This is a genomic window from Pantoea sp. PSNIH1 (assembly GCF_007680655.1).
Lineage (GTDB): Bacteria > Pseudomonadota > Gammaproteobacteria > Enterobacterales > Enterobacteriaceae > Pantoea > Pantoea eucrina.
Window position 1 is genome coordinate 1,186,998 of the sequence record NZ_VEIP01000001.1, and the last position, 26,906, is coordinate 1,213,903.

General features: G+C 56.5%; 25 protein-coding genes. 8 read left to right on the plus strand and 17 right to left on the minus strand.

All coding sequences use genetic code 11. From position 1 onward, the window contains the following. Window positions 1–179: 179 nt before the first annotated feature. The 4 genes from FS690_RS05530 to FS690_RS05545 all read right to left on the minus strand — a co-directional run bounded on the left by FS690_RS05530 (window position 180) and on the right by FS690_RS05545 (window position 2,653). Complete coding sequence (locus FS690_RS05530) at window positions 180–659, minus strand: YbjN domain-containing protein (protein ID WP_039383479.1); 480 nt, start codon at window positions 657–659, stop codon at window positions 180–182. 87 nt (window positions 660–746) lie between these two features. Next, on the minus strand, window positions 747–1,649 hold the full coding sequence (gene rimK / locus FS690_RS05535; RefSeq protein WP_145339173.1) for a 30S ribosomal protein S6--L-glutamate ligase: 903 nt from the start codon (window positions 1,647–1,649) through the stop codon (window positions 747–749). 17 nt (window positions 1,650–1,666) lie between these two features. Further along, the gene (gene nfsA / locus FS690_RS05540) at window positions 1,667–2,389 is read right to left on the minus strand and encodes an oxygen-insensitive NADPH nitroreductase (RefSeq protein ID WP_039383474.1); all 723 of its coding nucleotides are present in this window, start codon (window positions 2,387–2,389) and stop codon (window positions 1,667–1,669) included. 12 nt (window positions 2,390–2,401) lie between these two features. Beyond that, window positions 2,402–2,653 carry a DUF1418 family protein gene (locus FS690_RS05545; protein WP_108569188.1) on the minus strand — a complete coding sequence of 84 codons (252 nt, stop codon included), beginning with the start codon at window positions 2,651–2,653 and terminating at the stop codon, window positions 2,402–2,404. Between the two features lie 196 nt (window positions 2,654–2,849). On the opposite strand from FS690_RS05545, the gene FS690_RS05550 reads away from it, so the two are divergent. Then, complete coding sequence (locus FS690_RS05550; protein WP_039383469.1) at window positions 2,850–3,113, plus strand: GrxA family glutaredoxin; 264 nt, start codon at window positions 2,850–2,852, stop codon at window positions 3,111–3,113. Between the two features lie 25 nt (window positions 3,114–3,138). Here FS690_RS05550 and ybjM read toward each other — a convergent pair whose 3' ends face one another. Then, window positions 3,139–3,507, minus strand: a complete 369-nt coding sequence (ybjM, locus tag FS690_RS05555) for an inner membrane protein YbjM (RefSeq protein WP_145339174.1) — start codon at window positions 3,505–3,507, stop codon at window positions 3,139–3,141. 251 nt (window positions 3,508–3,758) lie between these two features. Between ybjM and FS690_RS05560 the strand changes: the two genes are divergently transcribed. From FS690_RS05560 to ybjG, 3 genes are all read left to right on the plus strand, one after another. Next, window positions 3,759–5,447: an aspartate:alanine antiporter gene (locus FS690_RS05560; RefSeq protein WP_039383465.1), complete on the plus strand. Its 1,689-nt coding sequence runs from the start codon at window positions 3,759–3,761 to the stop codon at window positions 5,445–5,447. 200 nt (window positions 5,448–5,647) lie between these two features. Further along, on the plus strand, window positions 5,648–6,403 hold the full coding sequence (locus tag FS690_RS05565) for a phosphatase PAP2 family protein (RefSeq protein WP_145339175.1): 756 nt from the start codon (window positions 5,648–5,650) through the stop codon (window positions 6,401–6,403). Beyond that, on the plus strand, window positions 6,390–6,995 hold the full coding sequence (gene ybjG, locus FS690_RS05570; protein ID WP_145339176.1) for an undecaprenyl-diphosphate phosphatase: 606 nt from the start codon (window positions 6,390–6,392) through the stop codon (window positions 6,993–6,995). Before FS690_RS05565 ends, ybjG begins: the two co-directional genes overlap by 14 nt. Window positions 6,996–7,794: 799 nt before the next feature. On the opposite strand, the gene FS690_RS05575 is transcribed toward ybjG, so the two are convergent. After that, window positions 7,795–8,997, minus strand: coding sequence for a serine hydrolase (locus tag FS690_RS05575; RefSeq protein ID WP_071669030.1), 1,203 nt, complete (start codon window positions 8,995–8,997; stop codon window positions 7,795–7,797). A 271-nt stretch (window positions 8,998–9,268) separates the two neighbouring features. On the opposite strand from FS690_RS05575, the gene FS690_RS05580 reads away from it, so the two are divergent. Further along, a complete protein-coding gene (locus FS690_RS05580) occupies window positions 9,269–9,925 on the plus strand; it encodes an HAD family phosphatase (RefSeq protein ID WP_039383460.1) in 657 nt (218 codons plus the stop codon). Here FS690_RS05580 and FS690_RS05585 read toward each other — a convergent pair whose 3' ends face one another. Together FS690_RS05585 and FS690_RS05590 are read right to left on the minus strand one after the other, a co-directional pair. Beyond that, window positions 9,926–11,059, minus strand: a complete 1,134-nt coding sequence (locus FS690_RS05585; RefSeq protein WP_145339177.1) for a PQQ-dependent sugar dehydrogenase — start codon at window positions 11,057–11,059, stop codon at window positions 9,926–9,928. 105 nt (window positions 11,060–11,164) lie between these two features. Then, window positions 11,165–11,800: a carbonic anhydrase gene (locus FS690_RS05590; RefSeq protein ID WP_039383457.1), complete on the minus strand. Its 636-nt coding sequence runs from the start codon at window positions 11,798–11,800 to the stop codon at window positions 11,165–11,167. A gap of 305 nt (window positions 11,801–12,105) precedes the next feature. Here FS690_RS05590 and rimO point away from each other — a divergent pair, with 305 nt between their 5' ends. Then, window positions 12,106–13,431: a 30S ribosomal protein S12 methylthiotransferase RimO gene (rimO, locus tag FS690_RS05595; protein WP_065649744.1), complete on the plus strand. Its 1,326-nt coding sequence runs from the start codon at window positions 12,106–12,108 to the stop codon at window positions 13,429–13,431. On the opposite strand, the gene FS690_RS05600 is transcribed toward rimO, so the two are convergent. The 6 genes from FS690_RS05600 to FS690_RS05625 form a co-directional block, all read right to left on the minus strand. Then, the gene (locus tag FS690_RS05600; RefSeq protein ID WP_094111991.1) at window positions 13,428–13,877 is read right to left on the minus strand and encodes a DUF4385 domain-containing protein; all 450 of its coding nucleotides are present in this window, start codon (window positions 13,875–13,877) and stop codon (window positions 13,428–13,430) included. The two genes, rimO and FS690_RS05600, sit on opposite strands and share 4 nt — an antisense overlap. 166 nt (window positions 13,878–14,043) lie before the next feature. Beyond that, window positions 14,044–14,949 carry a glutathione ABC transporter permease GsiD gene (gsiD, locus tag FS690_RS05605; protein WP_039383451.1) on the minus strand — a complete coding sequence of 302 codons (906 nt, stop codon included), beginning with the start codon at window positions 14,947–14,949 and terminating at the stop codon, window positions 14,044–14,046. A gap of 10 nt (window positions 14,950–14,959) precedes the next feature. After that, complete coding sequence (gene gsiC / locus FS690_RS05610) at window positions 14,960–15,880, minus strand: glutathione ABC transporter permease GsiC (protein WP_039383449.1); 921 nt, start codon at window positions 15,878–15,880, stop codon at window positions 14,960–14,962. 48 nt (window positions 15,881–15,928) lie between these two features. Further along, window positions 15,929–17,464 carry a glutathione ABC transporter substrate-binding protein GsiB gene (gene gsiB / locus FS690_RS05615; RefSeq protein ID WP_145339178.1) on the minus strand — a complete coding sequence of 512 codons (1,536 nt, stop codon included), beginning with the start codon at window positions 17,462–17,464 and terminating at the stop codon, window positions 15,929–15,931. 61 nt (window positions 17,465–17,525) lie between these two features. Continuing rightward, window positions 17,526–19,361, minus strand: coding sequence for a glutathione ABC transporter ATP-binding protein GsiA (gene gsiA, locus FS690_RS05620; RefSeq protein ID WP_145339179.1), 1,836 nt, complete (start codon window positions 19,359–19,361; stop codon window positions 17,526–17,528). A gap of 12 nt (window positions 19,362–19,373) precedes the next feature. Next, entirely contained in the window at window positions 19,374–20,324 is a 951-nt protein-coding gene (locus tag FS690_RS05625; protein WP_145339180.1) for an isoaspartyl peptidase/L-asparaginase family protein, read from the minus strand. A 284-nt stretch (window positions 20,325–20,608) separates the two neighbouring features. Between FS690_RS05625 and moeA the strand changes: the two genes are divergently transcribed. Further along, complete coding sequence (moeA, locus tag FS690_RS05630; protein ID WP_145339181.1) at window positions 20,609–21,844, plus strand: molybdopterin molybdotransferase MoeA; 1,236 nt, start codon at window positions 20,609–20,611, stop codon at window positions 21,842–21,844. After that, entirely contained in the window at window positions 21,844–22,599 is a 756-nt protein-coding gene (gene moeB, locus FS690_RS05635; protein WP_039383436.1) for a molybdopterin-synthase adenylyltransferase MoeB, read from the plus strand. The genes moeA and moeB overlap by 1 nt, the downstream gene beginning before the upstream one ends. A 55-nt stretch (window positions 22,600–22,654) precedes the next feature. Here the strand turns inward: moeB and FS690_RS05640 are convergent, their stop codons facing one another. The 3 genes from FS690_RS05640 to FS690_RS05650 all read right to left on the minus strand — a co-directional run bounded on the left by FS690_RS05640 (window position 22,655) and on the right by FS690_RS05650 (window position 26,816). Then, window positions 22,655–24,247 (minus strand): ABC-F family ATPase, encoded by a 1,593-nt coding sequence (locus FS690_RS05640; protein WP_039383434.1) that lies wholly within the window; start codon window positions 24,245–24,247, stop codon window positions 22,655–22,657. A 284-nt stretch (window positions 24,248–24,531) separates the two neighbouring features. After that, the gene (locus FS690_RS05645) at window positions 24,532–24,933 is read right to left on the minus strand and encodes an H-NS family nucleoid-associated regulatory protein (protein ID WP_039383432.1); all 402 of its coding nucleotides are present in this window, start codon (window positions 24,931–24,933) and stop codon (window positions 24,532–24,534) included. A gap of 404 nt (window positions 24,934–25,337) precedes the next feature. Then, window positions 25,338–26,816 (minus strand): sugar porter family MFS transporter, encoded by a 1,479-nt coding sequence (locus FS690_RS05650; RefSeq protein WP_108569731.1) that lies wholly within the window; start codon window positions 26,814–26,816, stop codon window positions 25,338–25,340. Window positions 26,817–26,906: the final 90 nt, after the last annotated feature.

The window sequence follows — 26,906 nt, forward strand, 5'->3', positions numbered from 1 at the left end:
CCAGCGTAAAAAACGCCTTTTTACGATATTTTATGCACTTTTGTGCTATGTGGTCTGGCAGTTACGGCATAAAGCATGACTAAAATCTGGCGGGAGCGGGCAAATAACAGAATAAAAAATGGCAGGAGAAAAGCAGAAAGAAAACTGCCGCAGTCTGCGGCAGTGAATATAAAGCGGAATTAGTGCAAAACACCTGAACTGCTGACCCCGGAAGGACGCTCCTCCTCCTCACCCATCATCAGCAGGTGATTCGCAAAGGCTTCCATAATCACCATAGAAACCCCCTCTTCACTCTGTTTCATAAAGTGCGTGAACTGACTGAAGGTGATGCCGGCGGTAACACTCAGTGACTGACAGACAATCAGCTTGGGCAGATTATCATCCTGAATATCGATAAAAGCTTTGATGGTCAGCGAGCTGGCATTAATTTGCGACAGATCGCCGACCAGCGGAATAAGCGCTGTGGGTTTCACTTCAGCCAGCGCAGAAAACAGAATAACGTTATCCACCAGGTCAATTTTTGCGTCAAACACCCCGTCAAAATTCTGCATGTGCGGCAGATGTAATGCCTGGCAGGCATCACACTCGAACCAGGTGATATTTTGTTGATCCAGCCAGCGACGCAGCATGTCGATGTCAGGAACGACCAGTGAATCCATCGCTATTTCCTGTGGGGTGAATAAATAAGCGCCTTAGCTTACGGAAAAATGGGGTCAGATGCCACGAAAACCACCGGAAAACGCTATCTAGCCACCGGTTTTAGGACGATAGCCGGGGCAGGCGTGCTGCTCAATCCAGTCGATCATCATAGCGGCAATATCCAGGCCGGTGCAGCCCTCAATACCTTCCAGACCGGGTGAGGCGTTGACCTCCATAACCAGCGGACCGCGGCTGGCACGCAGAATATCGACGCCCGCCACGGCCAGCCCCAGCGTTGCCGCAGCTTTAATAGCGATGTCACGCTCCCGGTCGCTGATAGTAACAGGATGCGCGGTGCCGCCACGATGCAGATTTGAGCGAAATTCCCCCTCTTTTGCCTCACGTTCGATGGCAGCCACCACGCGATCGCCAATAACCAGACAGCGAATATCACGGCCCCGCGCTTCTTTAATAAACTCCTGCACCAGAATATGCGCATGAAGACCGCGAAACGCATCAATCACGCTTTCGGCGGCCTGACGCGTCTCCGCCAGCACGACGCCAATCCCCTGGGTGCCTTCCACCAGCTTAACCACCAGCGGCGCCCCGCCCACCATGCGGATCAGATCGCCGGTATCATCCGGCGAGGAAGCGATACCGGTCACCGGCATATCGATGCCCTCGCGCGCCAGCAGCTGCAGCGAGCGCAGCTTGTCGCGGGCGCGGGTGATCGCCACCGATTCATTGAGCGGGTAGCTGCCAAGCAGCTCAAACTGGCGCAGCACCGCGGTGCCATAAAAAGTTGTGGCCGTGCCGATACGCGGGATCACCGCATCAAAATGACCGAGTATCTCACCCTGATAATGCACGGCCGGCAGCGCTGCGTTGATATTCATGTAGCAGGAGAGCGGATCGATCATCGCAATCTGATGCCCGCGAGCCTCAGCGGCTGCGCGCAGCCGCTGACTGGAGTAAAGCGTGCTGTCGCGGGTGAGAAGCGCCATTTTCATGCGGCCGTCCTCCTGACTTAACGCGTGGCCCAGCCCTGACTATGCAGATAGTCGAGCATAAACGGACGCGTCTCTTTAACGATCAGGCGCTGGATGAGATCGCTCCAGGTTTCGGAACGCTGGTTGCTGTCGCGCTGCTGATAGTACTCCGTGATTTGCTGGTCATACTCTGCCAGCACTGTTTTATCTACCTGATGATAGCTGTTTTCATGGACCAGCATCGCCTGCGGCATACGGGGTTTCACATCCGGAGAGGCTGACGGATAGCCGATACAGAAGCCAAACAGCGGCAGCACAAATTTTGGCAGCTCCAGCAGCGCGGTCACGTCCGCAATGTTATTGCGGATCCCGCCGATAAAAACGCCACCCAGCCCAAGCGACTCGGCGGCCACCATCGCATTTTGCGCCATTAGCGCGGTATCCACACAGCCCAGCAGCAGCTGTTCAGCACGACCCAGCTGAGCATCCGGGCAGATTTGCAGATGGCGGTTAAAATCGGCGCAGAAGACCCAAAACTCCGGTGCATCCGTTACCCAGGACTGGCCGCCCGCCAGCTCCGCCAGCGCGCGGCGCTTTTCGCGATCGGTGATGCGTACGATGGATGAGCACTGCAGAAAACTGGAGGTAGAAGCCGCCTGCGCTGCAGCAATAATCGCGCGGCGCTGAGCGTCATCAATACCCTGCTCAGTAAAAGCACGAATGGAACGGTGGCTGCATAGCAGATCGATTGTCGGCGTCATTATGTTCTCCGGTTATTTCCTGGTGTGAGTATGATCAAAAAGGTGCGGGGCCATGACTTTGGCGGTACGCCACATAATCAGCCATGCCGCAGGCAGCATCAGCGCAATGCCCAGCAAAAAAAGTAGCGTAGCCAGCGGCTTTTGCCCAATCGCGGCAGGCGCTGGCAACCAGTTATTCATCAGCAAAAGCGCGCCGGCTACTGCGCAGGCGCCCAGCGCCTCAAGCAGCAACACGGGTTTTGGCAATTTTGCAAAGTTACGCATCGTGATACCTCTGCTGTTTGCGGGTCTGGTTCGGCGTATCGCTGCTGCCAGCATAGCCCGTCAGGGATAGCGTACATCCATCAGAGTAACAGGTATTTTCTGCTTCTCTTAAGCAGCATGAGCGGGCATGATGTGAACCATTATTCACGCTGTGCTGTGACTTTGCTCACAAAACAGCAGCGGAAGGAGAGAAGCAATGATTGCAGTGATTTTTGGCCGTTCAGGATGCCCTTATTGCGTACGCGCTAAAGAGTTAGCCGCTAAGCTGACCAGCGACCAGGATAGCTTCAACTACCAGTATGTTGATATTCAGGCAACCGGCATCACTAAAGCCGATCTGGAAGCGCGCGCCGGTAAACCAGTGACCACGGTGCCGCAGATTTTTATCGACGATCGACACATCGGTGGTTACACCGAATTTGCTGCCTGGACCAAAGAGAATCTTGGCATAGAGGCATAAAAAAACGGGCCATAAGGCCCGTTTTTTAATCGATGCGCATAGCCAGCATAATGCGCAGCAGACGAACCAGTAGCGCACCACACCCTGCCCAGAATAACGCACTCAGACTCCAGGCCAGCCCCATCAGCGGCGTATGACTGACCTGCTCTGTCAGCATGACCCAGCCCATCCCCAGCAGCGTTCCCGCTATCGCTGACCACAGCGTTGACACCATCGGGCTGGCGGGCTGCAGCAGCGCAATCGCTACCCCAGGCAACAGAAACAGCAGGAGTTCTGGCTGACCATGCCGCATATGGAGCGGCACGCTCCAGAAGTGGTGGGCAAAAATAAACACCAGCGTATAAAGCGTCGCGCCTGACGCGAATGCGGACCAGCGATGGCTGCGCTGCAACATAACAATCCTCAACGTTAACGTTAAAACAGAACTTTTAATGCCTGGCGCACATGCGTGGAAATAAATAGAAACAGCTACAAACAGAAAGAGTGAGCAATGCGGATAGCTGAAGCAAATAATAATGTTTAGAATAATGTCGCTTCAGAATCGGGCGGGACAGGAAGGCCAGCCCCGGCGTTTACCGCTCTGATTAAGATAGCTAAAAATCCTCCTCCTATCAACCTGTTACACGTGAATAAGAAGTTAAAACTGTGAACATTAACGTCGCAGAATTGTTAAGCAAAAATGACGTTCTGTTATTATTTGTCGTATTAGCGCTCGGCCTCTGTCTGGGAAAACTGCGTCTTGGTTCCGTCCAGCTGGGTAATTCAATTGGCGTACTGGTTGTCTCTCTGATTTTAGGCCAGCAGCATTTTGCGATTAATACCGACGCTCTGAGCCTGGGTTTTATGCTGTTTATTTTTTGTGTCGGCGTGGAGGCGGGACCCAACTTCTTTTCTATCTTTTTCCGCGACGGTAAAAACTATTTTTTCTTAGCCATTGTGATGGTGGTCAGTGCGCTACTGGTCGCACTGATTCTTGGCAATCTGTTTGGCTGGGATATCGGCCTTACGGCGGGCATGCTGGCAGGGTCAATGACCTCAACGCCGGTGCTGGTCGGTGCCGGCGATACGCTGCGGCAGAGCATCAGCGATCCGCGTCAGTTAAGTATGATGCAGGATAATCTGAGCCTCGGCTACGCCCTGACCTATCTGGTGGGGCTGGTCAGCCTGATTTTCGGCGCCCGCTATCTGCCCCGGTTGCAGCATCAGGATCTGCCCACCTGCGCCCAGCAAATTGCCCGCGAACGCGGTCTGGATGCTGACAGCCAGCGTAAGGTTTTTTTACCGGTGATCCGCGCCTATCGCGTCGGACCGGAGCTGGTAGCCTGGAGCGGCGGCAAAAACCTGCGCGAGCTGGGTATCCATCGTCAGACCGGCTGCTATATAGAACGTCTGCGGCGTAACGGCATTCTCGCCAGCCCGGACGGAGATGCCATGCTGCAGCTGGGCGATGAGATCTCACTGGTAGGTTATCCTGACGCCCACGCCCGGCTCGATGCCAGCTTCCGCAATGGTAAAGAGGTGTTCGACCGCGATCTGCTCGATATGCGCATCGTCACCGAGGAGATTGTGGTCAAGAACCACAATGCGGTAAATAAGCGGCTCAGCCATCTTAAACTCACCGATCATGGCTGCTTTCTGAATCGGGTGATCCGCAGCCAGATTGAGATGCCGATCGATGACAGCATCATGCTCAATAAAGGCGATGTGCTGCAGGTCAGCGGTGAAGCGCGCCGTGTTAAAAGCCTGGCCGATCGCATCGGCTTTATTGCCATTCACAGTCAGATGACTGACCTGCTCGCTTTCTGCGCCTTTTTTATCATCGGCCTGATGATAGGGATGATCACGTTTCAGTTCAGCAATTTTAGCTTTGGTATTGGTAACGCTGCCGGCCTGCTGTTTGCCGGCATCATGCTGGGCTTCCTGCGCGCCAACCACCCTACCTTTGGCTATATTCCGCAGGGTGCCCTGACCATGCTGAAAGAGTTCGGACTGATGGTCTTTATGGCAGGCGTCGGGCTCAGCGCCGGCAGTGGACTGCAGCACGGGCTCGGCAGCGCCGGTGCCCTGATGCTGCTGAGCGGGCTGCTGGTCAGCCTGGTGCCGGTGGTTATCTGCTATCTGTTTGGCGCTTACGTGCTGCGCATGAACCGCGCGCTGCTGTTTGGTGCCATCATGGGCGCACGCACCTGTGCGCCAGCCATGGAGATTATCAGCGATACCGCACGCAGTAATATTCCGGCGCTGGGCTATGCCGGCACCTATGCGATTGCCAATGTGCTACTGACGCTGGCCGGCACGCTGATTGTGATTATCTGGCCAGTGCTGGCGGGATAAATTATTTTTGTCTGTCGGGAACCTTTACCGGCCGCCAGCGTCTGAATAAGTGCCACTGCTTTTCTTTGAAATCCCCGGATTGAGGAGCCCGCCAGTCTTTTTGACTGACGGGTTTTTTTATATCTGACGCGGGTGCCTTAAGGTTGCGCTAAGCGAATCGCGCCATGCTGTGATCCTGACTTTTTTAACGATCACTCTTCATGCAACTGTCATCAAAGTTAAACACTTCCACAACCTGCTACCGGAATCGGAGCGGGACTATTTATTCTTTATCACTCCGCTTTTACGCTATCAACTTCATTTTACTGGCAATTCTGGCAGCCCTGTTTATTTACTTATCACGTAATGAGCAGCCTGACATCGCTATCAGCCAGTACTGGTTTGATCCGCTTACGCAGCGCTTTCCCTGGCAGCACAACCGCTGGCTGGATCTCATTAATCATCGCATCGCTAAGGATGTGATTATTGCCGGGGCCGTGCTGCTGCTGTTTCAGGGTATACGCACCCGCAATGCGCGGCAGATGCTGGTTGCGCTGCTGTTTGGTCTTGGCCCGCTGGTGGTGGGGATCATCAAAGCACACAGCGCGCACTCCTGCCCCTGGGATCTGGCGATGTTTGGCGGTAAGGCGCTCTCTTTTCCGTTGCTGGGCAGCGTACCTGCCGGCAGCGGACCCGGCGGCTGCTTTCCGGGCGGACATGCATCGAGTGGCTTTGCGGTGATGGCGCTGTTTTTTCTCTGGTGGCCGGAGCGTCCACGCCGCGCCCTGCTGGCGCTGCTGGCAGGTGTCGCCCTGGGTTTACTGATGGGTTTTGGTCAGGTAATGCGCGGTGCGCACTTTTTTTCGCACAATTTATGGGCCGGCTGGTGGGTCTGGCTGGCACAGCTGCTGACAGTGGCCGGTATATCTTTTTGGGTTAACAAAACGAGGATAGCTAAACGGGATGGAAGCAATTAACCACACCCTTTTTTTATGGATCAATGCCACGCCAGCGTCACCGGCCTGGCTGCTGAATCTGGCAACGTTTGTCGCCAAAGATCTGATTGCGATTGTGCCGCTGCTGATTGTGGCTCTCTGGCTGTGGGGACCGCGTGAGCAGGTGCAGTCTCAGCGCGCGCTGGTACTGAAAACCGGTATAGCGCTTATCTATGCGCTGCTGATCTCCTGGTGTACCGGCCAGCTGCTGCCCCATCCGCGCCCCTTTGCTATCGGCTTTGGACACCAGTTTCTGATGCACGCCGCAGATGACTCCTACCCGAGCGATCACGGCACAACTATTTTTACCTTTGCCCTCGCCTTTATTTTCTGGCACCGGCTCTGGTCCGGCATCCTGCTGCTGGCTATCGGCAGCGCTATCGCCTGGTCGCGCGTCTATCTGGGCGTTCACTGGCCGCTGGATATGATCGGCGGGTTCCTGGTCGGTATACTGGGCTGCCTGGCCTCGCAGATGGCATGGCAGCTCTATGGCGATCGCCTGCTGGCACTGACGCATCAGGTTTATCGCGTGCTGTTTGCAATGCCGATTCGTAAGGGCTGGATCAGGGATTAGGAGCACTGAGCAGCGCGGGGCTGGGCGCTGAGCAGCGCGGGGCACTTAGAGATTAGCGCTGAGCAGCGCGCGGCAACAGAGGGGTTCCGCCCGCCAGGCTTCTGGCAGTTTCAGCGGCATTACCGCACGCGGACGGGCTAAGGGGCGGGTGGGCGCGCCCCTTAGCAATCCGCGCCCCGCGCCGTCCTCGCGAATTCCCGGGCTTATCCCTCCGGCCTTTACGGACCGCGCGGATTCGCTCCTGCTCAACCCGCGCTCTCGCCGGCGTCCTGCCGGCTCGCCCTGGCCGTCACTCTGCGCCCGGCGCTGCGGATGGCGCCCCTCCCCGCCTGCAAATTCTTCGTTTCTTTTTTTAATTTGGTTTGGTGTGCACTGAAGCTTCTCTACAGAACCTTCAGCCATAAGACACTTGTTGAAGAGAAAAAAAGCAGCAGCCGGGGGTAGCGCCATCCGGGTCCGCCGAGGGAGGGCACGGTTCCGGGATGAGCCGACAGGACGTCGGCGAAAGGGCGCGGTGAGCAGGAGCGAATGGCGGCCGGTCCCGGGGAAGCGGGCGTGAGCGAGGGAACCGCGCAGCGGCGGACGGGGCTGGCGCAGGGCCGGGGAGTGCAGAGGGCGCGGCCAGGCGTCCTCTGCCCGGTCGCCGTGCCGGGGCACAGGCTGCTGCCGCCGCTGACGGCGAACGGAACCGGCCCCGGAGCAAACGGAACCGGCCCCGGGGCAGCAGCGCCGTGCCGGGGCACAGGCTGCTGCTGCCGCTGACGGCGAACGGAACCGGCCCGTAACCAGCCCCCGCGTCCTAACTAAACCACTTCCCGAACCAGCCGTGGAATTTCATCATAATAAAATCCCAGATCCGCCCGACAAAGCCGCCTTCCGGTATGGCTTCCATCGCCACCAGCGGACGCTGCTCAATGGTTTTTCCATCCAGCTGGAAATCGATAGTGCCGACAACCTGATTTTTAGCGATGGGGGCTTCCAGCTGCGGCGTATTCAGGGTAAAGCTCGCTTTCAGATTTTTCATCTGACCTTTAGGTACGGTAATCGCCGCATCTTTCGCCACGCCGAGATCCACTTCTCCCTTATCACCAAACCAGACGCGCTGGCGGGCAAACGGCTTATCTGCCTTAATAGGCGTTACCGTTTCATAAAAACGGAATCCCCACGTCAGCAGCTTTTCACTTTCGCGAAAACGAATGGCGTCGGTTTGTGCGCCCAGCACGACCGAGATCAGACGCATATCGCCATCAACGGCAGACGCCACCAGATTGTTGCCTGCGCCTGAGGTATGTCCGGTTTTAATGCCGTCCACTTTCAGGTTGGAGCTCCAGAGCAGCCGGTTGCGGTTGCGCTGCTTAATATTATTAAACGTGAACTCTTTCTCGCTGTTCAGCGCATACTCGTCCGGCACATCGCTTATCAGCCGCTGGCCGATAATCGCCATATCACGGGCGGTGCTGTACTGCCCTTCCGCGTCCAGACCGTGCACCGTCATAAAATGCGTATTTTGCAGACCAAAGGCTTTCACATAGTTATTCATCAGCCCGATAAAGGCATCCTGGCTGCCGGCAACATAATCTGCCAGCGCAATACAGGCATCGTTGCCGGACTGAATAACAATGCCTTTATTTAATTCTGATACCGGAATACGGTCGCCGGGCTTGAGGAACATCAGCGATGAGCCGCGCAGCTTTGGATTACCGGTCGCCCAGGCATCCTGGCCAATCGTCACCATATCACCGTTGTGGATCTTTCCTGATTTCAGCGCCTGCCCTACCACATAGCTGGTCATCATCTTGGTCAGACTGGCAGGATCGAGCCGCTGATCGGCATTCGATTCAGCCAGAACTTTGCCGCTGTTATAGTCCATCAGAACCCAGGCTTTGGCCTCGATTTGCGGGGCAGCCGGAGCGTCAACGGCCTGAGAAACAGCCGGGAAAATAAACAACAGCGAGGAGGCAGCCAGGGGCCGTAATAACGATGCGCAAAGGTGTAGTTTCATGGGCGTAACCAGATTGTCCTTGTAAAATCGGGGCTTTCGCGGGCGGGGAAGATCTCGTGTAAAACGCTAACGGTTCACGCTGGCGAAAAAAACCGTTGAATCGTAAAGTTAATTAAGTTTTCTTATATTAATCCAGGTCAACATCCTGTCCGGTCCAGTGTAAGCCGTCAGCGGTGGTAAAAAACTGCGCACAATTCTGAATTTGTCCGGAAAAGCTAAGCCTGTCACAAAATTCCGCTACGCTGGGATCAGTCAGCCTGAGGAGAGCGTTATGGATCTTGCCGTATTCGATCTTGATGAAACCCTGATATGTGATGACAGCACCAGCCTCTGGTTGCGCTGGCTGGTGTCACAGGGGTTTGCGCCTGAAACAGTGATTGATGAGGATCGCAGGCTGATGCAGCGTTATTACGCCGGCGAGCTGCCCATTGAAGAGTATATGCACACCACGCTGGCACCGCTGGCTGGCATGGCCACGCCGACCGTGGCTGGCTGGATAAGACGCTTTATCCACCGTGACATTCTGCCGCGTGTGTTTCCTGCCGCACGGGAGCGCATTCAGTGGCATCAGCAGCGTGGTGATAAGGTGCTGATCGTGACCGCCAGTGGCGATCACCTTGCCATTCCTATCGCTGAACGTCTGGGCGTGGACGGTGCGCTGGCCATTCATGCTGAAGTTGTTGATGCCCGCTACAGCGGCTCTATGCTCGGCACCGCAACCTATCGCGAAGGTAAAGTGGTTCGCCTGCGCGACTGGCAGGCCCGTCAGCAGGCGCTCAGTTTCACACGCACCTGGGCCTACAGCGACTCGTTTAATGACCTGCCGCTGCTGGCCTGGGCTGACCACGCCTGGGCAGTCAATCCGGATGCGCGCCTGCAGCATGAGGCGGAGCAGCGCGGCTGGCAGATTTGCCGCTGGGCGCGCTGATTAGTTACCTGTTTCAGCCTGCTCCGGCTGCACGCTTACCCGGAGCAATTTACCGCTGGCTTCATCGGTCAGTACGTAAAGCCAGCCATCCGGCCCCTGACGCACATCGCGGATACGTTCATTACGATCGCTCAGCAGCCGCTCCTCCTCCGTGACCCGATCGCCCTCAACGCGCAGCCGGATCAGGCTTTTATCTTTCAGTGCACCGATAAACAGCGCGTTTTTCCACTGCGGAAAGCGCGTACTGGTGTAGAACGCCATGCCGCTGAGAGCCGGTGACACTTTCCACCAGAACAGCGGCTGGTCGGTTCCTGCGACCTGCGTGCCCTTCGCTTCCGGCACCGGCTGCCCGCTGTAATCGATGCCGTACGTGGCAAGCGGCCAGCCATAGTTGTGGCCTTTCTCCAGCCGGTTTACCTCATCGCCGCCGCGCGGCCCGTGCTCACTCTCCCACATCTCTCCCGTCCTGGGATTCAGCGCCAGCCCCTGAGGATTACGCACGCCATAGCTCCAGATCTCCGGACGGGCGCCCTGGGTGTGAACAAACGGATTATCCTGCGGTACGCCGCCCTCCTGCGTCAGGCGAACAATTTTTCCTGACAGCTTATCCAGCTGCTGGGCGCTGCTGCTGACAAAATTGTCGCCGAAAGCCACATAGAGAAAGCCCTGCCGGTCAAAGGCGAGCCGGGTACCGATATTGGCACCACCGGAGAGTTTAGGCGTCTGCTCCAGCACCACGCGAAACCCGTTAAGCTTCTGCATATCCTCGCTCAGCTGACCGTAACCCACGACGCCACCGGCACGCCCGCGGCTATCGGCCGTGGTGTAACTCAGCCATACGCGGCGGCTTTGCGCGAAATCAGGTGCCGGAACCACATCCAGTAACCCGCCCTGCCGCTCAGCCCAGACCTGCGGCACGCCCTGAATCGGCTTCGACAGGCCGCCTTCAGGCTGCCAGCTGCGCAGCTGACCGGTGCGCTCGGTGATAAGCAGCGTGCGGTTATCCGGCAAAAAAGCCACCGACCAGGGATGAGAGAGGTTGTCCTGTAGCACCTTTACCGCCACATCCGCAGCCAGCGCCAGAGAAGAACAGCTTAGTGCGCCGGAAATCAGCGCTGCTCGCCAGATATGCATAGGTTGCTCCTGTATTCGCTCTGCCGTTAAGGGTAGACAGCGCGCACGCAGCAGCGGGGGAAATTTACAAAACATTAAGCCCGGCGCAGGCCGGGCTGGAGGAGATTACTCGAAGCAGGTTTCAGGGTTGTCAGACAGGCAGATAAACTCTGCGCCGCCTTTGGTCAGGGCGTTGATTTTCCCCGTTTCGATATCGTAAACCCAACCGTGCAGACGCAGCTTGCCTTTACGCAAAGCAACCGAGACGGAAGGATGCGTTTTGATATTGTTCAGCTGCGCTATAACGTTCTCTTTCACCATCTCATTAAGGCGCACCTCAACAGAATCGTAGTTGCGCTCGTCAACCACGGCTTTTGCGGCGTTAGCGTAGTGCAGCCAGTGATCGACCGCCGGCATGTTTTCCAGATCGGCGTTGGAGGCGATCGCGTTCATTGCGCCACAGTTGGAGTGACCGCAAATAATGATTTCCGTTACGCCCAGCGCCAGTACCGCATACTCGATGGTGGCAGAGACGCCGCCTGGCTCCGGGCCAAACGGTGGCACAATGTTGCCGGCGTTGCGGATCACAAACAGCTGCCCTGGCTCCTGCTGCGTGACCAGCTCCGGCACCAGACGGCTGTCTGAACAGGAGATAAACAGCGCTTTAGGATTCTGGTTGGAAGCCAGACTCTTGAAAAGATCCTTCCTTTCAGGGAATACGTTCTGTTGAAAATTCAGAAAACCTTTGACGATCTCTTGCATTTGTCTGCTCTCACTCTATGCACTGCTGCGCTGTCATCGCATAGCCTGCCAGCGCACGCGTTTAAATTCTTCAGCGTTGAGAATAAGTTACCTTCAACAACCCGTCATTTAAGCAAAATCGCAGCAACCGTACAACCCGCTGCGGGCTTAAATACCCGGCGTCAGGCTGCGCCGTGCACTCTAAGCATAGCGCTGCATTCACATTCTGCAGGCAGGCAGATTGTTGCTTCAGCTATACATTTTCCGCTGCAACCTCTGTACAATCGCGCTCCTGTCCATACTAATTATGATGAATTTTTATCCTTATGAGCCATGTCACTAATCCGCCACGCGTGGGCTTCGTCTCACTCGGTTGTCCTAAAAACCTCGTTGACTCAGAACGTATCCTGACGGAACTGCGTACTGAAGGCTATGACGTGGTACCACGCTACGATGACGCGGAGATCGTTATCGTTAATACCTGCGGATTTATTGACAGCGCGGTTCAGGAATCTCTGGAAGCGATTGGTGAAGCGCTGAATGAAAACGGCAAAGTGATCGTCACCGGCTGTCTGGGTGCCAAAGTGGATCAGATCCGCGAAGTGCATCCGAAAGTGCTGGAGATCACCGGTCCTCACAGCTATGAGCAGGTGCTTGAGCACGTGCATACCTATGTACCTAAACCTGTTCATAACCCGTTTCTGAGCCTGGTGCCTGAGCAGGGCGTGAAACTGACGCCGCGCCACTACGCCTATCTGAAAATCTCGGAAGGCTGCAACCACCGCTGTACGTTCTGTATTATTCCGTCCATGCGCGGCGATCTCGACAGTCGTCCGATTGGCAGCGTGCTGGATGAAGCGAAGCGTCTGGCTGAGTCAGGCGTGAAAGAGCTGCTGGTGATCTCGCAGGATACGTCTGCTTACGGCGTGGATGTGAAACATCGTACCGGTTTCTGGAACGGTGCGCCGGTAAAAACCAGCATGGTGAGCCTGTGTGAACAGCTGGCAAAACTCGGCGTCTGGGTACGCCTGCACTATGTTTATCCCTATCCGCACGTGGATGATGTCATCCCGCTGATGGCAGAAGGCAAAATTTTGCCCTACCTCGACATTCCGCTGCAGCACGCCAGCCCGCGCATCCTGAAGCTGATGAAGCGTCCGGGCGCCGTGGAGCGTACGCTGGAGCGCATCAAACGCTGGCGTGAGATCTGTCCGGAGCTGACGCTGCGCTCTACGTTTATCGTGGGCTTCCCGGGTGAAACCGAAGAAGATTTCCAGATGCTGCTCGATTTTCTGAAAGAGGCGCGCCTCGATCGCGTAGGCTGCTTCCAGTACAGCCCGGTAGAAGGCGCCACCGCCAATCAGCTGCCGGATCCGGTTCCGGAAGAGGTAAAACAGGCGCGCTTTGACCGCTTTATGCAGCTGCAGCAGCAGATCTCCAGCGAACGCCTGCAGGAGAAAGTGGGCCGCGAAATACTGGTCATCATTGACGAAGTGGATGAAGAAGGTGCCGTCGGACGCAGCATGGCAGACGCACCGGAAATCGACGGTGCCGTCTATCTCAACGGCGACCGGCAGGTAAAAGCAGGTGATGTGGTGCGGGTGAAAGTGGAGCACGCGGACGAATACGATCTGTGGGGCAGCCGCATCTAACCATATTTCTGCTGGTGCGCTTTTTTACGCTTCAGATAATCTTCGTCGGCGCGTAATTTATCCCAGCACGCTTTAAAGATGGCCGCCGCTGCGGCCTTCTCTTTTTCTACCGTGCGCGGCAGCTCTTTGCCATCCGCATCATATTTACGTCCTCCCTGATGATTGCTGTAGCGCCGGGCGCGCGTATACCCCATCTGAATAAATTTACGCGCCATATCCATACCGACAAAATCATCTTTCTCGCGATACGCTTCAAACAGCTGCATAATTTTTTCCGAGGACTCTTTCGCTACCTCTACGGTACGAAAACGCCACCAGGGCAAAATTTCGCTTTTGTAAGGCTCCACCATCAGTACGCCCTGCTCGCCCCGCCCCACGCGATAAAGCTCAGGGTGCTGTCGCAAATCAAGATTTTTATAATCCTGCTGATAATCAAACGGTTCCATCTCTCTTCTCCTTTGCGCCCTGAGCTGCCACCGGGACGGCTTTGCGCCGGCAGCATCCTTACCGGCGGAGCAACGTCCTGCGCAACGGCCCGGGGAAAATCTGTGAAAGCGTTATCGCTGCTCCTTTAATATTAGACACTTTTAGTAGCCCGGGCCGGTTCGCTGCTCAGCTTTTCAGTTTTGGATCCAGCGCATCGCGCAGGCCGTCACCCAGCAGGTTAAACGCCAGAACGGTCAGGAAAATCGCCAGGCTGGGGAAAATAGCGACGTGAGGCGCCATCACCATATCCGCTCGCGCTTCATTCAGCATTGCTCCCCACTCCGGCGTAGGCGGCTGTGCGCCGAGCCCCAGAAAAGAGAGGCTGGCGGCGGTGATAATTGAGGTACCAATACGCATGGTGAAATAGACCATGATGGAGGAAATCGTGCCGGGCAAAATATGCCGGAAAATAATCGTGCGATCTGACGCGCCAATGCTGCGCGCCGACTCGATATAGGTCTGCTGCTTGAGCACCAGCGTGTTACCGCGCACCAGCCGGGCGAACGCAGGTATGCTGAAAATCGCCACCGCCACAATAACGTTGCTCATCCCGCTGCCCATAATGGCGACGACCGCTATCGCCAGCAGAATACCGGGAAAGGCAAACAGCACGTCGCAGATGCGCATAATCAGCCGATCCCACCAGCCCTCATAGTACCCCGCCAGCAGACCCAGCAGCGTACCGATCAACGCGCCGATAATGACAGAGAAGAATCCCGCCATCAGTGAAATACGGGTGCCTGCCAGCACCCGGCTGAAAATGTCCCGCCCCAGCGAGTCCACGCCAAACAGGTGCAGCCACGACGGCCCTTCATTCAGACGATCGTAGTCAAAATAGTTTTCCGCATCGAAAGGCGCGATCCACGGCGCAATAAAGGCCAGTACAATCAGCAGCAGGACAAAGCTGCCCGCCAGCAGCGCCACATGCTGCTGGCGAAAACGGCGCCAGAACTCACGCCACGGGGTACGCACCCGGTTTTCCGTCAGGTGCGGCAGCTGTTTCACCACCGCATCGCGTCGCCAGTTTTTCAATCGCGACTCCTTATTTGTAGCGAATAGCCGGATTGATTGCCGCGTAAAGCATATCGACAATCAGATTGATCAGGATAAATTCCAGTGAAAACAGCAGAACTTCCGCCTGAATCACCGGGTAATCCCGCATCTCCACGGAGTCCACCAGCAGGCGACCGAGGCCAGGCCAGTTAAACACCACCTCCACCACGATCGATCCTCCCAGCAGAAAACCAAACTGCAGGCCCATCATCGTGACCACCGGGATCAGGGCGTTGCGCAGTCCATGTTTCACCACTACCAGCGATTCGCGCACGCCTTTAGCCCGGGCGGTGCGCATGTAATCTTCCTGCAAAACCTCAATAAATGAGGCGCGGGTAAAGCGCGCCATAATCGCGGCAACGGCAGCGCCCAGCGTGAGAGAAGGCAGAATATAGTGCTGCCAGCTATCTGCGCCCACGGTGGGCAGCCAGCCCAGCTCCACCGAAAAGATCTGCATCAGCAGCATACCCAGCGCAAAGGCCGGAAACGAGATGCCGGAAACCGCCAGCGTCATGCCGATGCGATCGGGCCAGCGGTTGCGCCACACGGCAGAGACAATACCCAGCGCCATACCCAGCAGCACTGACCACGCCATACTGGTCAGCGTCAGCCACAGCGTCGGGTAGAAGCGCTGCGCAATTTCGTCCGCCACCGGGCGTTTTGAGACCAGCGACTGGCCAAACTCTCCCTGCAGCGCGTTGAAAATAAAATGCCAGAACTGCTGGATCAGCGGCTGATCCAGCCCGAGTTCGCTGCGTACCAGCGCAACAACGGAGGCATCCGCTTCGGGGCCGGCAATCAGACGGGCCGGATCGCCGGGCAGCAGATGTACAAACAGAAACACCAGTACGGCAACAATCAGCAGCGTGGGGATCAGTCCCAGCAAGCGTTTTAAAAAGTAGTTGAGCATGCAACATCCTGCGCAGCAGCGGCCAGCCGGAGCGGCTGGCCAGTCTGGTTACTTCAGATCCGCTTCGTCGAAATTAAACGAGGTATCCGGCATGACGTAGAACCCGGTCAGGTTTTTGTTGCTGGCCGAGAGCAGCTGCTCGACAACCAGCGGGATCCACGGATGGTCATTCCAGATGCGATCCTGCGCATCTTTATAGAGCTGCGCTTTGCGTTCACGATCGGTGGTCTTTAATGCATCAGCCAGATCTTTATCCACCTGCGGATTACTGTAAAACGCGGTATTGAAGATCGCTGGCGGCCAGGAGGTCGTGGCGAACAGCGGCGTCAGCGCCCAGTCGGCCTCACCGGTCGAGGCGGACCAGCCGGTATAAAACATGCGTACGCCACTCTCTTTTTGCCCTTTGCTTTCCACTTCCGCAGCGCGCTGTCCGGCATCCATAGCGGTGACTTTCACTTTCACGCCCACCTGCGCCAGCTGCTGCTGGGTAAACTGCAGCACTTTCTGCGCCGTGCTGTGGTTATGCGAGGACCAGAGCGTGGTCTCAAAGCCGTTGCCGTAGCCCGCTTCTTTCAGCAGCGCCCGCGCTTTAGCCGGATCGTATTTGATAGCCGGATAACGCTGAGCGAAATCGATAGAGGGCGGCACGATACCGGTAGCGGGCGTGGCATAACCGGCAAACGCCACTTTTGCCAGCGCCTCGCGGTTAATGGCATATTCCAGCGCTTCACGCACTTTCGGGTTATCAAACGGCTTTTGCGTCACGTTCAGGCTGATATAACGCTGCATGATTGAAGGCGTGGTAATGACGTTCAGCTTATCGTTGCTTTCAAGGCGTTTGGCCTGCTCAAAAGGCACCGGAAAAGCAAACGTCGCCTCGCCGGTCTGCAGCATGGCCGCGCGGGTGTTGTTATCCACGACTGGCCGCCAGGTAATGGTATCGAGTTTCGGATAGCCCGGCTTCCAGTATCCCGCCCACTTTTTCACTTTGACAAAATCGGTCTGATTCCAGGTTTCAAACTCATAAGGTCCGGTGCCGACCGGATGGAAGCCAATCTCTTTGCCATACTTTTTCAACGCGGTGGGCGAAATCATCGCCGCCGCCGGATGCGCCAGGTTGTTGATAAACGCTGAAAAAGGCTGCTTTAGCGTGATTTTTACCGTGAGCGGATCGACCACTTCCGTGGTCGCAATATATTTGAACAGGTTATAGCGTTTGAGATGGTTATCAGGATTACTGGCGCGATCGAGGTTCACCTTAACCGCCTCAGCGTTGAAATCGGTACCATCCTGAAATTTAATGCCGGAACGCAGTTTGATGGTGTAAGTGAGCCCGTCATCACTGGCCTGAGAGCTTTCGGCCAGCACGTTTACCAGCTTCATCTCTTTATCAAAGCTGAACAGCCCCTGATAGAAAGATTTGGCAACCGCCTGCGACAAGGTGTCGTTGGCGTCGTAAGGATCCAGCGTGGTAAAGGTTGAGCTCACGGCAATGACCGCATCTTTTGCCGCCCAGGCGGGCAGCGTCAGCGCAGCGCTCAGCACGCCAGCGGTGATAATCCCGTTACGCATAATCTGGTGCATGATGGTGCTTCTCCTGTAGTCCCTTGTGCTGCGTCCTGGGTTCAGGACGCTATGTTATTCGTCAGGCGCCACCGATCGCATGGCGTGCCACAAAGTGTCCTGGCGCCACCTCCAGCAGCGGCGCGACGTCCGGCTCATCCCCCAGCGGACGTACGGCGCTGGGGATCTCATCAACCATTAACGCCCGTTCGCGATGCCGGTGTGCCGGGTCCGCCACCGGTACGGCCGCCATCAGTTTGCGGGTATAAGGATGACGCGGCTGCTCAAACACCGCCTGGCGCGGTCCTGTCTCAACGATCTGCCCCAGATACATCACCGCTACACGGTGGCTGATACGCTCCACCACCGCCATATCATGCGAAATGAACAGAAAAGCGATGCCGGTTTCCCGCTGCAGATCCAGCATCAGATTGATAATTTGCGCCTGGACCGAGACATCCAGCGCTGACACGGACTCATCCGCAATGACCACTTTGGGATTCAGCGCCAGCGCTCGCGCAATACAGATGCGCTGCCGCTGGCCGCCTGAGAACTCGTGCGGGTAGCGCTGCGCATGCTCCGGCTGCAGCCCTACCCGCTCCAGCAGCCAGGCAACGCGCTTCTCCGCCTGCGCGCGGCTCATCACGCGATGGACCAGCAGCGGCTCCATCACAGAAAAGCCTACCGTGAGGCGCGGATCGAGCGAGGCGTAGGGATCCTGAAAAATAAACTGAATATCGCGCCGCAGCGCCGCCAGCGCGCTCCCCTGCAGCGCGTCGATACGCTGACCGTTAAAGGTGATGCTGCCGCCCTGACTGGCGACCAGCCGCAGCAGTGAACGACCGGTGGTCGATTTACCGCATCCCGACTCGCCAACCAGCGCCAGCGTCTCTCCGGCATAGAGATCAAAGCTCACCTTCTCTACCGCGTGCACCCGGCGCGTAACCCGGTTAAAGAGACCGCTACGCAGGTCGAAGCGGGTTGTCAGATCGCGCACCTGCAGCACCGGCGGGCGATCGCGACGCACGGTATCCTGCGGCAGAGCCGGCGCCTCCTGCCCGGTGGTGCTCAGCAGAGGAAATTTTGCCGGCAGTGGCTGCCCGCTCATCGCGCCCAGCCGGGGCACGGCCGCCAGCAGCGCGCGGGTATAAGGCTGAGCCGGCGCGTTAAACAGCTGCTGCACCGGCGCCTGTTCGATAACATCGCCGCGATACATGACCTGCACGCGATCGGCCATTTCAGCGACGACGCCCATATCGTGCGTGATAAAAATCACGCCCATCTGCATCTCTTTTTGCAGCACGCGGATAAGCTGCAGGATCTGCGCCTGAATAGTGACATCCAGCGCCGTCGTCGGCTCATCGGCAATCAGCAGTGCGGGCCGGCAGGAGAGCGCCATCGCAATCATGACGCGCTGGCGCATCCCGCCAGAGAGCTGATGTGGATAACGCGACAGGATAGCGTGCGCATCCGGAATGCGTACCAGATCCAGCATGCGCCGTGCTTCAGCGAGCGCCTGCTGATGGCTCATCTTCTGGTGTAGTCGTACTGACTCAGCAATCTGTTCGCCCACGGTAAATACCGGATTCAGCGAGGTCATCGGCTCCTGAAAGATCATCGCCATGTCAGCGCCGCGCACCTGCCGCATCTGACCGGACGACGCGCGCATGACGTCCAGGATCTCCCCGTTTCGGCGACGCAGCTTTATCTCACCGCTGATCTCGCTGCCCGCCTGCTGAATCAGGCGCATCAGCGCCAGTGACGTCACTGATTTCCCTGAGCCAGACTCCCCGACCAGCGCCAGGGTTTCTCCCCGCAGCAGATCGAGCGAAAGATGACGCACCGCTTCAGTTTTACTCTCTTCATGCTGAAAAGTGACGCACAGATCGCGTACCGCCAGCACCTGTTGCTGTTCCATTCTGCCTGCTCCTTAGCTGTCGCGGTAAATGGCCACCTCAACGGCACCCTCAACGTAAGCAAAACCCCGGTACATGCCTTCGCTGTTAAACGGCAGTGCAAGGTTACCCTGTGCATCAACCGCAATCAGCCCGCCGCTGCCTTCCAGCTCCGTAATGGTGTCGTGGATGACGCTGGCGGTCGCCTGCTGCAGCGAGCGTCCTGCATATTTCATCTGTGCCGCAACATCATAAGCGGCCAGCGTTCGCATAAAGACTTCGCCGGTACCGGTGCAGGAGACAGCCACGCTGTCGTTGCTGGCATAGCAGCCGGCGCCAATCAGCGGCGAGTCGCCCACGCGGCCAGCCTGCTTGTTGGTCATGCCACCGGTTGAAGTCGCCGCGGCAAGATTGCCGTGCAGATCCAGCGCCACCGCACCCACGGTGCCGAGTTTGCGATCCTCATCCAGCGGCGTAGCAGCCGCGTCGTGATCGAGCTGCGTAGTGTTGCTGTCGCGCACGCGCAGCAGCTGCGCCAGGCGTTCTGGCGTTGAGAAAAAGTCAGCGGCAACGGGTTCCAGCCCCTGCGCCACGGCAAAGGCTTCTGCGCCGGTGCCGATCAGCAGCACGTGGGGACTCGCCTCCAGCACTTTACGCGCGGCGAGGATCGGATGTTCAATATGGCTGACGCCCGCTACTGCGCCCGCCTGCAGCGTGCGGCCATCCATGATGCTGGCGTCCAGCTCGTGTGTGCCCTGATGGGTGAACACCGCGCCCCGTCCGGCATTAAACAGCGGGCACGCCTCCAGCCGCCGCACCGCGTCAGTCACCGCATCCAGCGCGCTGCCGCCCGCGGCCAGAATCTGCTGCCCCGCTGCGACAATGTCGTGCAGCTGCTGCCGGTATTGCTGCTCGCGCGTCGCGCTCATGGTACTGCGGGAAAGCGCGCCCGCGCCGCCGTGGATAGCGATTACTGCCCTGGTCATTAGCTGCACCTGTCAGGATTATCAGCAGAAAAAACACTGATTTAGAATGGTTTTCATCATTTTCAGACAATTTTCGACTATAGGAAGCACCCGGCAGCTTGTAAAGCAGAAAGTGCATCAGCACTCATAACCTTTTTTCAGGCTATATATCTTTTTCCTTTGCCGGGAGACCCCGTTAACGGCTTACCGCGCGATCTGTGCGGCCGCGCCAAACGGGTCTGGCCTTACGCCAGCGCCTTAACCCATAATAGGTGACATCTGACATTTATCCGCCAGGGAGCGATATGGAACCCAACACCGCAGGCTTAATTTCACTGGAAGAGGCGCAGCACATGATGCTGCAACCGCTGCAACCGGTCAGCGGGACTGAACAGGTTAGCCTGGCTAATGCTGCCGGGCGTATTACCGCAGAGGCGGTGGTTTCACCGCTGGATGTCCCCTCATTTGATAACTCCGCAATGGATGGCTACGCGGTGCGGCTGAGCGATCTCCGCGCTGGCGCACCGCTCGCCGTGGCAGGCAAAGCCTTTGCCGGGGCTCCGTGGCACGGTGAATGGCCGGCAGGCAGCGCGATCCGTATTATGACCGGCGCCCCGATACCGGCAGGCTGCGACGCAGTGGTCATGCAGGAGCAAACGGAACAGCACGCGGAGGGTATTGTGATCGCTGCGCCGGTAAGCGCAGGCCAGAATATCCGCCGTATTGGTGAAGATATTCGCGCCGGGCATCAGGTTCTGGCAGCGGGTGTGCGGCTGGGTGCCGCTGAGCTGCCGCTGCTCGCCTCGCTGGGTATTGCCAGGGTAACGGTACGGCGCAGGCTGCGCGTGGCGATATTCTCCACCGGGGATGAGCTGCAGGCGGTGGGCGAACCGCTGGCAGAGGGCCAGATTTATGATACCAATCGCCTTACCGTCTCTCTGATGCTCAGCAAGCTGGGCTGCGAGGTCATCGACCTCGGCGTTATCGCGGACGACCCGGCCGCGCTGCGTCACGCCTTCACGGCAGCAGACAGCCAGGCTGATGTGGTCATCAGCACCGGCGGTGTCTCCGTGGGCGAAGCTGATTTTACCCGGGAGATCCTCAACGAACTCGGATCTGTCAGCTTCTGGAAGCTGGCGATCAAGCCAGGTAAACCGTTCGCTTTCGGCCAGCTGGCGAATAGCCTGTTCTGCGGGCTGCCGGGCAATCCGGTCTCCGCCGCCGTGACCTTTTATCAGCTGGTGCAGCCGCTGCTGGTCAGGCTGAGCGGCCAGACAACGCCGGCATTGCCGCTGCGCCAGCGTGCGCGAACGCTGAATCGCCTGAAAAAATCGCCGGGCCGCCTCGATTTTCAGCGTGGCGTGCTCAGCCGCAGCAGCGAAGGTGTGCTGGAGGTGCGCTCCACCGGTGCACAGGGTTCACATGTTTTCAGTTCGTTTGCGCTGGCCGACTGCTTTATTGTGCTGGAGCGCGAACGCGGTACGGCAGAAGCGGGTGAATGGGTTGAGGTTGAGCCCTTTAACAGCCTGCTGGAGGGGTAATGTCACGCGAACTGACGCATGAAGAGATGCTGCGCTATAACCGGCAGATTGTCCTGCGCGGCTTCGACTTTACCGCACAGGAGCAGCTCGCTGAGTCACGCGTGCTGATCGTCGGCCTGGGGGGGCTGGGATGCGCGGCTGCCCCCTGGCTCGCCTCCGCCGGCGTGGGGTATCTGACGCTGCTCGACTTTGATACCGTCAGCCTGAGCAATCTGCAGCGGCAGATCCTGCATCGTGATGAGACGATTGGCCAGCCCAAAGTAGAATCAGCGCGCGCGCAGCTGGCGGCAATCAATCCGCACTGCATTATTGAAACCTGTGACGTGCAGGCCGACGATGCGACGCTGAGCGCACTGATTGCGCGGCATGACGCGGTGCTGGACTGCACAGATAATGTGGCCACGCGTGAGCAGCTGAACCGCCTCTGTTTCCGGCAAAAAGTCCCGCTGATTTCCGGTGCGGCGATCCGCATGGAAGGTCAGCTGAGCGTTTTTACCTGGCAGCCTGGCGAGCCCTGTTACCGCTGTATCAGCCGCCTGTTTGGCGAACAGACGCTGAGCTGCGTGGAAGCTGGCGTCATGGCCCCGCTGGTGGGCGTAATTGGCGCGATGCAGGCGATGGAGACGCTGAAACTGCTTACCGCGTTTGGTGAACCCGCCCGCTCTCGCCTGCTGATGTATGACGCAATGCGCGCTGAATTTCGCAGCATGAAAGTGATGCAGGACGCACACTGTGACGTGTGTGGCTCCCCCTGAAACGCAAACAGGCCGCCCGGTGGGGCGGCCTGTTAAGCAGACAGAATGAGCAGGATTATGAAATGCCCTGACTGCGCAGGTAATCTTCATAGTTGCCGGTGAAGTCAACGATGCGCTCACCTTTCATCTCCATCACGCGCGTCGCCAGCGAGCTGACAAATTCACGGTCATGTGAAACAAAGATCAGCGTGCCTTCATACATCTCCAGCGCCATGTTCAGTGATTCGATCGATTCCATATCCAGGTGGTTGGTCGGCTCATCCATAATCAGAATGTTAGGCTTCTGCATCATCAGCTTGCCAAACAGCATCCGGCCTTTCTCACCACCCGACAGCACTTTGGCCGGTTTTTTGATGTCATCATGGCTGAACAGTAAGCGGCCCAGTACGCTGCGCACGGCCTGTTCATCATCGCCATCCTGCTTCCACTGGCTCATCCAGTCGAACACGCTAAGGTCTTCGGCAAAATCTTCGGCATGATCCTGTGCGTAATAGCCGATGCGCGCATTTTCAGACCATTTAACGCTGCCGCTGTCCGGCGTTAATTCGCCCACCAGCGTTTTCAGCAGCGTGGATTTACCGATACCGTTGGCACCCAGAATTGCCAGCTTCTCGCCCACTTCCAGCATCAGGTTCAGCTTATTAAAGAGCGGGCCGTTATCAAATCCTTTCGTCAGCGCTTCAACTTCCAGCGCATTACGGAATAATTTCTTATCCTGCTCAAAGCGAATATAAGGGTTCTGACGACTGGAGGCTTTGACTTCATCCAGTTTGATTTTATCAATCTGTTTTGCGCGCGATGTTGCCTGACGGGATTTAGAGGCGTTAGCACTGAAGCGGCTGACAAAAGATTGCAGGTCAGCAATCTGCGCTTTCTTTTTCGCGTTATCGGCCAGCAGACGTTCGCGCGCCTGCGTCGCCGCGGTCATATATTCATCATAATTACCGGGATAAACGCGCAGCTCACCATAATCAAGATCCGCCATATGGGTGCAGACCATATTTAAAAAGTGACGGTCATGCGAAATGATGATCATGGTACTGTTACGATCGTTCAGCACCTGCTCAAGCCAGCGGATAGTATCAATATCCAGGTTGTTCGTCGGCTCATCAAGCAGCAGAATATCGGGATTAGAGAACAGCGCCTGCGCCAGCAGCACACGCAGTTTCCAGCCCGGTGCGATTTCGCTCATCGGCCCGTAATGCTGCTCCACCGGAATACCGACGCCCAGCAATAACTCACCGGCCCTGGATTCCGCGCTATATCCATCCATTTCACCGTAGGCGACTTCGAGATCGGCAACTTTGTAGCCTTCTGCTTCACTCATTTCTGGCAGTGCGTAAATACGATCGCGCTCTTCTTTTACGGCCCAGAGTTCCTGATGCCCCATTATGACCGTATCCAGCACACTATATTGTTCAAAGGCAAACTGATCCTGACGAAGCTTACCAATACGCTCGTTGGGATCGAGTGAGACATTGCCGTTGGTAGGCACCAGATCGCCGCCCAGTATTTTCATAAAGGTCGATTTACCGCTGCCGTTTGCACCGATTAAACCGTAACGGTTACCCCCGCCAAACTTAACGGAGATATTTTCAAACAGCGGCTTGCTGCCGAACTGCATAGTGATATTGCTGGAAACTAACACGGCATTGACCTTTGTTACACGGTGGATGAAAAAACAGCGGGCATTATGCCAGAGATGGGCTATATGAGCCAGTCTGCGCCTGGCGTTGGCGCAGCTTTTACGCAAAGGGATTGTTAGCAGACGCAAAATAGTGTTGCCGGCATCCGGCAGCAGACGCTTCTCGCCTGCCGACGTTACGTCATCGTTATCAGTTAGCGCAGTTTGTTACACAAATTAAAACGTCAGCCAATAAAAAAAGCCGGGGGCAATATGCCCCCGGCTCCCATATACAAGGATTGCGTCGCTTATTTAATCAGGAAACTGTCCAGGCTCTTGCCGGCATCCAGGGCTTTTTTAATCGCTGCTGGCGTGCGGCCCTGACCGGTCCAGGATTTTTCATCACCGTTTTCGTCGGTATAAGTATATTTAGCCGGACGCGGTGCGCGCTTGGCGCGTTTTTTACCGGTTTCAAGTGCGCCCAGTAATTCGTTAGGATCGATGCCATCAGCCAGCAGCATTTCGCGATATTTAGACAGCTTCTCTTCTTTTTCGCGGTTTTGCGCTTCTTCGGCTTCAACTTCTTCACGACGCTCAGTCACAACGACAGTTAATTTTTCCAGAATCTCTTCCAGATCGCTCAGTGGCAGTTCACGCGCCTGCGCACGTAATGTGCGAATGTTGTTCAGTACTTTAAATGCGTCACTCATCACAATGTCCTTGTTTAAGGGGTATAAATAAACTGTAGCGGCAAGATTACCCAATTCAAATAAAAAAATAAATTAATTTTGCAGACCGGATTATTCTTAACAGGTTCGCTTATTGTTATTGTTCAGTAAGGATAACCCTCACCGGTTAACATTAAGCGTTAATAAACTGATAAGGTTTCCCGGCAGCTGTTGCATTGATATCGATTTCATTTGCTAATCCCGCGAGCGAAACAAGTAGTTAGCAAAATTTTAGTTTGTGACATTCTGCAGGCGAAGCGTAAAAATAATTAATCATGTATCCGTTATTCACTTTTAATGCGCGTTTTAATGACGTGGCTCTCAGCCTGACTGACAGACTAAAAAGAAAAACCGGCCTGCGCCGGTTTTATCAGGGAAATCTATTTTTAACTACCCTTTTGGGCCGATGGCCTCATTACCTGACGCGGCGATGTTTCCGTCAGCCAGTCGCGCAGATAATGTTCAATCTGCTCCAGTGAACGATTACGGGTTTCCGGTACGCAGCAGAAAACAAACAGCGTTCCGAACAAGCCGGCTGCGGCAAAAATAAAAAAGGCACCTGACAGCCCCACCCATGCAAGCAGCAGCGGAAACAGTAACGAGATAGTAAAATTAGTCAGCCACATGGCAAATACCGCCCCGCCCATAAATATACCGCGCAGCCGCGTCGGAAAAATTTCGGATAAGAGCAGCCAGGTAACCGGCGATAACGCTCCCTGCTGAAAACTTAAAAACAGCAGCATGCCCAGCAGGACCATATAGCTGCGCAGCATATCAGGCTGACCGTTTACCGTTTCCGGCATGAAGTAGCTGACGGCCCCGATCAGAACCAGGCAGGCGGTACATCCTATCTGTCCGATAAGCGCGAGGGGGCGGCGTCCGATACGCCCAAGCAGCCAGATCCCCGCAAAGGTCATCAGCACTGAGATAACGCCATTGGCGATAGTAGCAACCAATGCCGCATTATCATCCATACCGACTGCTTTCAGCATTACCGGCGCATAGTACATGATGGTGTTGACGCCGGTGAGCTGCTGAATAGCGGCTATGCCTGTGCCGATGAAAAAGAGCTTCAGCAGCCAGGGCTGGCGTAACTCCCGCAGGCGTGGGCGCTGCTGCTGCTCCTCTTCCAGCGTCTCAGTGATTTCGGTCATCTCCCACTCCACGTCCTCACGTGCGCGGGTCCGCTCCAGGACTCTGCGGGCTTCAGCCAGACGCCCCTTCATGGCATACCAGCGCGGCGTATCCGGCATAAACATCATGCCAAACCAGAGCAGCACTGCGGGCAGCGTCGCCACCGCCAGCATCCAGCGCCAGGTACTCTCACCGCCCCAGGCGGCATGAAACCCGGCATTGGAGATATAAGCCAGCATCTGGCCGGAGACGATCATCAGCTCCTGCATTGTGACCAGCTGACCGCGTTTATTGGCAGGTGCCATCTCCGCAATGTAAACCGGAACGGTGGCAGACGCGCCGCCGACGGCGACCCCGAGGATCAGGCGGAAGAAAATCATCCATTCAGCATCCGGCGCCAGCGCCGTGCCCAGCGCGCCGGCCGCAAAAATGGTTGCCAGTACCAGAATGATTTTTCTCCGCCCGACCGCTGCGGCAAAATGCCCCGATATCAGCGCACCAAATGCCGCACCAAACAGCAGGCTGCTGGTGACAAGGCCGGTGGTTAATGGCGTCAGATGTATATCATCCCCCATGAATAGCAGTGCGCCGGAGATAACGCCGGTGTCATAGCCGAACAGCAGTCCGCCGAGGGTGGCAACGGCCGCAATAACTTTAACAAAGGGTTCAGTACGCGTATTACTGTTCGGCCCTGAGGCTTTATTGAGGGTAAGCCAGGTTTCACGAGGCATAACTAACTCCATTTCTGAAAGATGCATCAAAAATAGAGTATTTTTGCCATAAAAATTAAATATGAAATTTTAGTTTTGCCATATTCATCA

Coding starts and splice junctions, on each gene's coding strand:
- rimO (WP_065649744.1), top strand. CDS start 12,106: ATGAGCCATGTCACTAATCCGCCACGCGTGGGCTTCGTCTCACTCGGT.
- FS690_RS05530 (WP_039383479.1), bottom strand. CDS start 659: ATGGATTCACTGGTCGTTCCTGACATCGACATGCTGCGTCGCTGGCTG.
- gsiB (WP_145339178.1), bottom strand. CDS start 17,464: ATGCACCAGATTATGCGTAACGGGATTATCACCGCTGGCGTGCTGAGC.
- FS690_RS05625 (WP_145339180.1), bottom strand. CDS start 20,324: ATGACCAGGGCAGTAATCGCTATCCACGGCGGCGCGGGCGCGCTTTCC.
- FS690_RS05550 (WP_039383469.1), top strand. CDS start 2,850: ATGATTGCAGTGATTTTTGGCCGTTCAGGATGCCCTTATTGCGTACGC.
- gsiC (WP_039383449.1), bottom strand. CDS start 15,880: ATGCTCAACTACTTTTTAAAACGCTTGCTGGGACTGATCCCCACGCTG.
- FS690_RS05580 (WP_039383460.1), top strand. CDS start 9,269: ATGGATCTTGCCGTATTCGATCTTGATGAAACCCTGATATGTGATGAC.
- moeB (WP_039383436.1), top strand. CDS start 21,844: ATGTCACGCGAACTGACGCATGAAGAGATGCTGCGCTATAACCGGCAG.
- FS690_RS05575 (WP_071669030.1), bottom strand. CDS start 8,997: ATGAAACTACACCTTTGCGCATCGTTATTACGGCCCCTGGCTGCCTCC.
- gsiA (WP_145339179.1), bottom strand. CDS start 19,361: ATGGAACAGCAACAGGTGCTGGCGGTACGCGATCTGTGCGTCACTTTT.
- FS690_RS05590 (WP_039383457.1), bottom strand. CDS start 11,800: ATGCAAGAGATCGTCAAAGGTTTTCTGAATTTTCAACAGAACGTATTC.
- FS690_RS05600 (WP_094111991.1), bottom strand. CDS start 13,877: ATGGAACCGTTTGATTATCAGCAGGATTATAAAAATCTTGATTTGCGA.
- FS690_RS05585 (WP_145339177.1), bottom strand. CDS start 11,059: ATGCATATCTGGCGAGCAGCGCTGATTTCCGGCGCACTAAGCTGTTCT.
- rimK (WP_145339173.1), bottom strand. CDS start 1,649: ATGAAAATGGCGCTTCTCACCCGCGACAGCACGCTTTACTCCAGTCAG.
- ybjG (WP_145339176.1), top strand. CDS start 6,390: ATGGAAGCAATTAACCACACCCTTTTTTTATGGATCAATGCCACGCCA.
- FS690_RS05565 (WP_145339175.1), top strand. CDS start 5,648: ATGCAACTGTCATCAAAGTTAAACACTTCCACAACCTGCTACCGGAAT.
- moeA (WP_145339181.1), top strand. CDS start 20,609: ATGGAACCCAACACCGCAGGCTTAATTTCACTGGAAGAGGCGCAGCAC.
- FS690_RS05650 (WP_108569731.1), bottom strand. CDS start 26,816: ATGCCTCGTGAAACCTGGCTTACCCTCAATAAAGCCTCAGGGCCGAAC.
- nfsA (WP_039383474.1), bottom strand. CDS start 2,389: ATGACGCCGACAATCGATCTGCTATGCAGCCACCGTTCCATTCGTGCT.
- ybjM (WP_145339174.1), bottom strand. CDS start 3,507: ATGTTGCAGCGCAGCCATCGCTGGTCCGCATTCGCGTCAGGCGCGACG.
- FS690_RS05545 (WP_108569188.1), bottom strand. CDS start 2,653: ATGCGTAACTTTGCAAAATTGCCAAAACCCGTGTTGCTGCTTGAGGCG.
- FS690_RS05645 (WP_039383432.1), bottom strand. CDS start 24,933: ATGAGTGACGCATTTAAAGTACTGAACAACATTCGCACATTACGTGCG.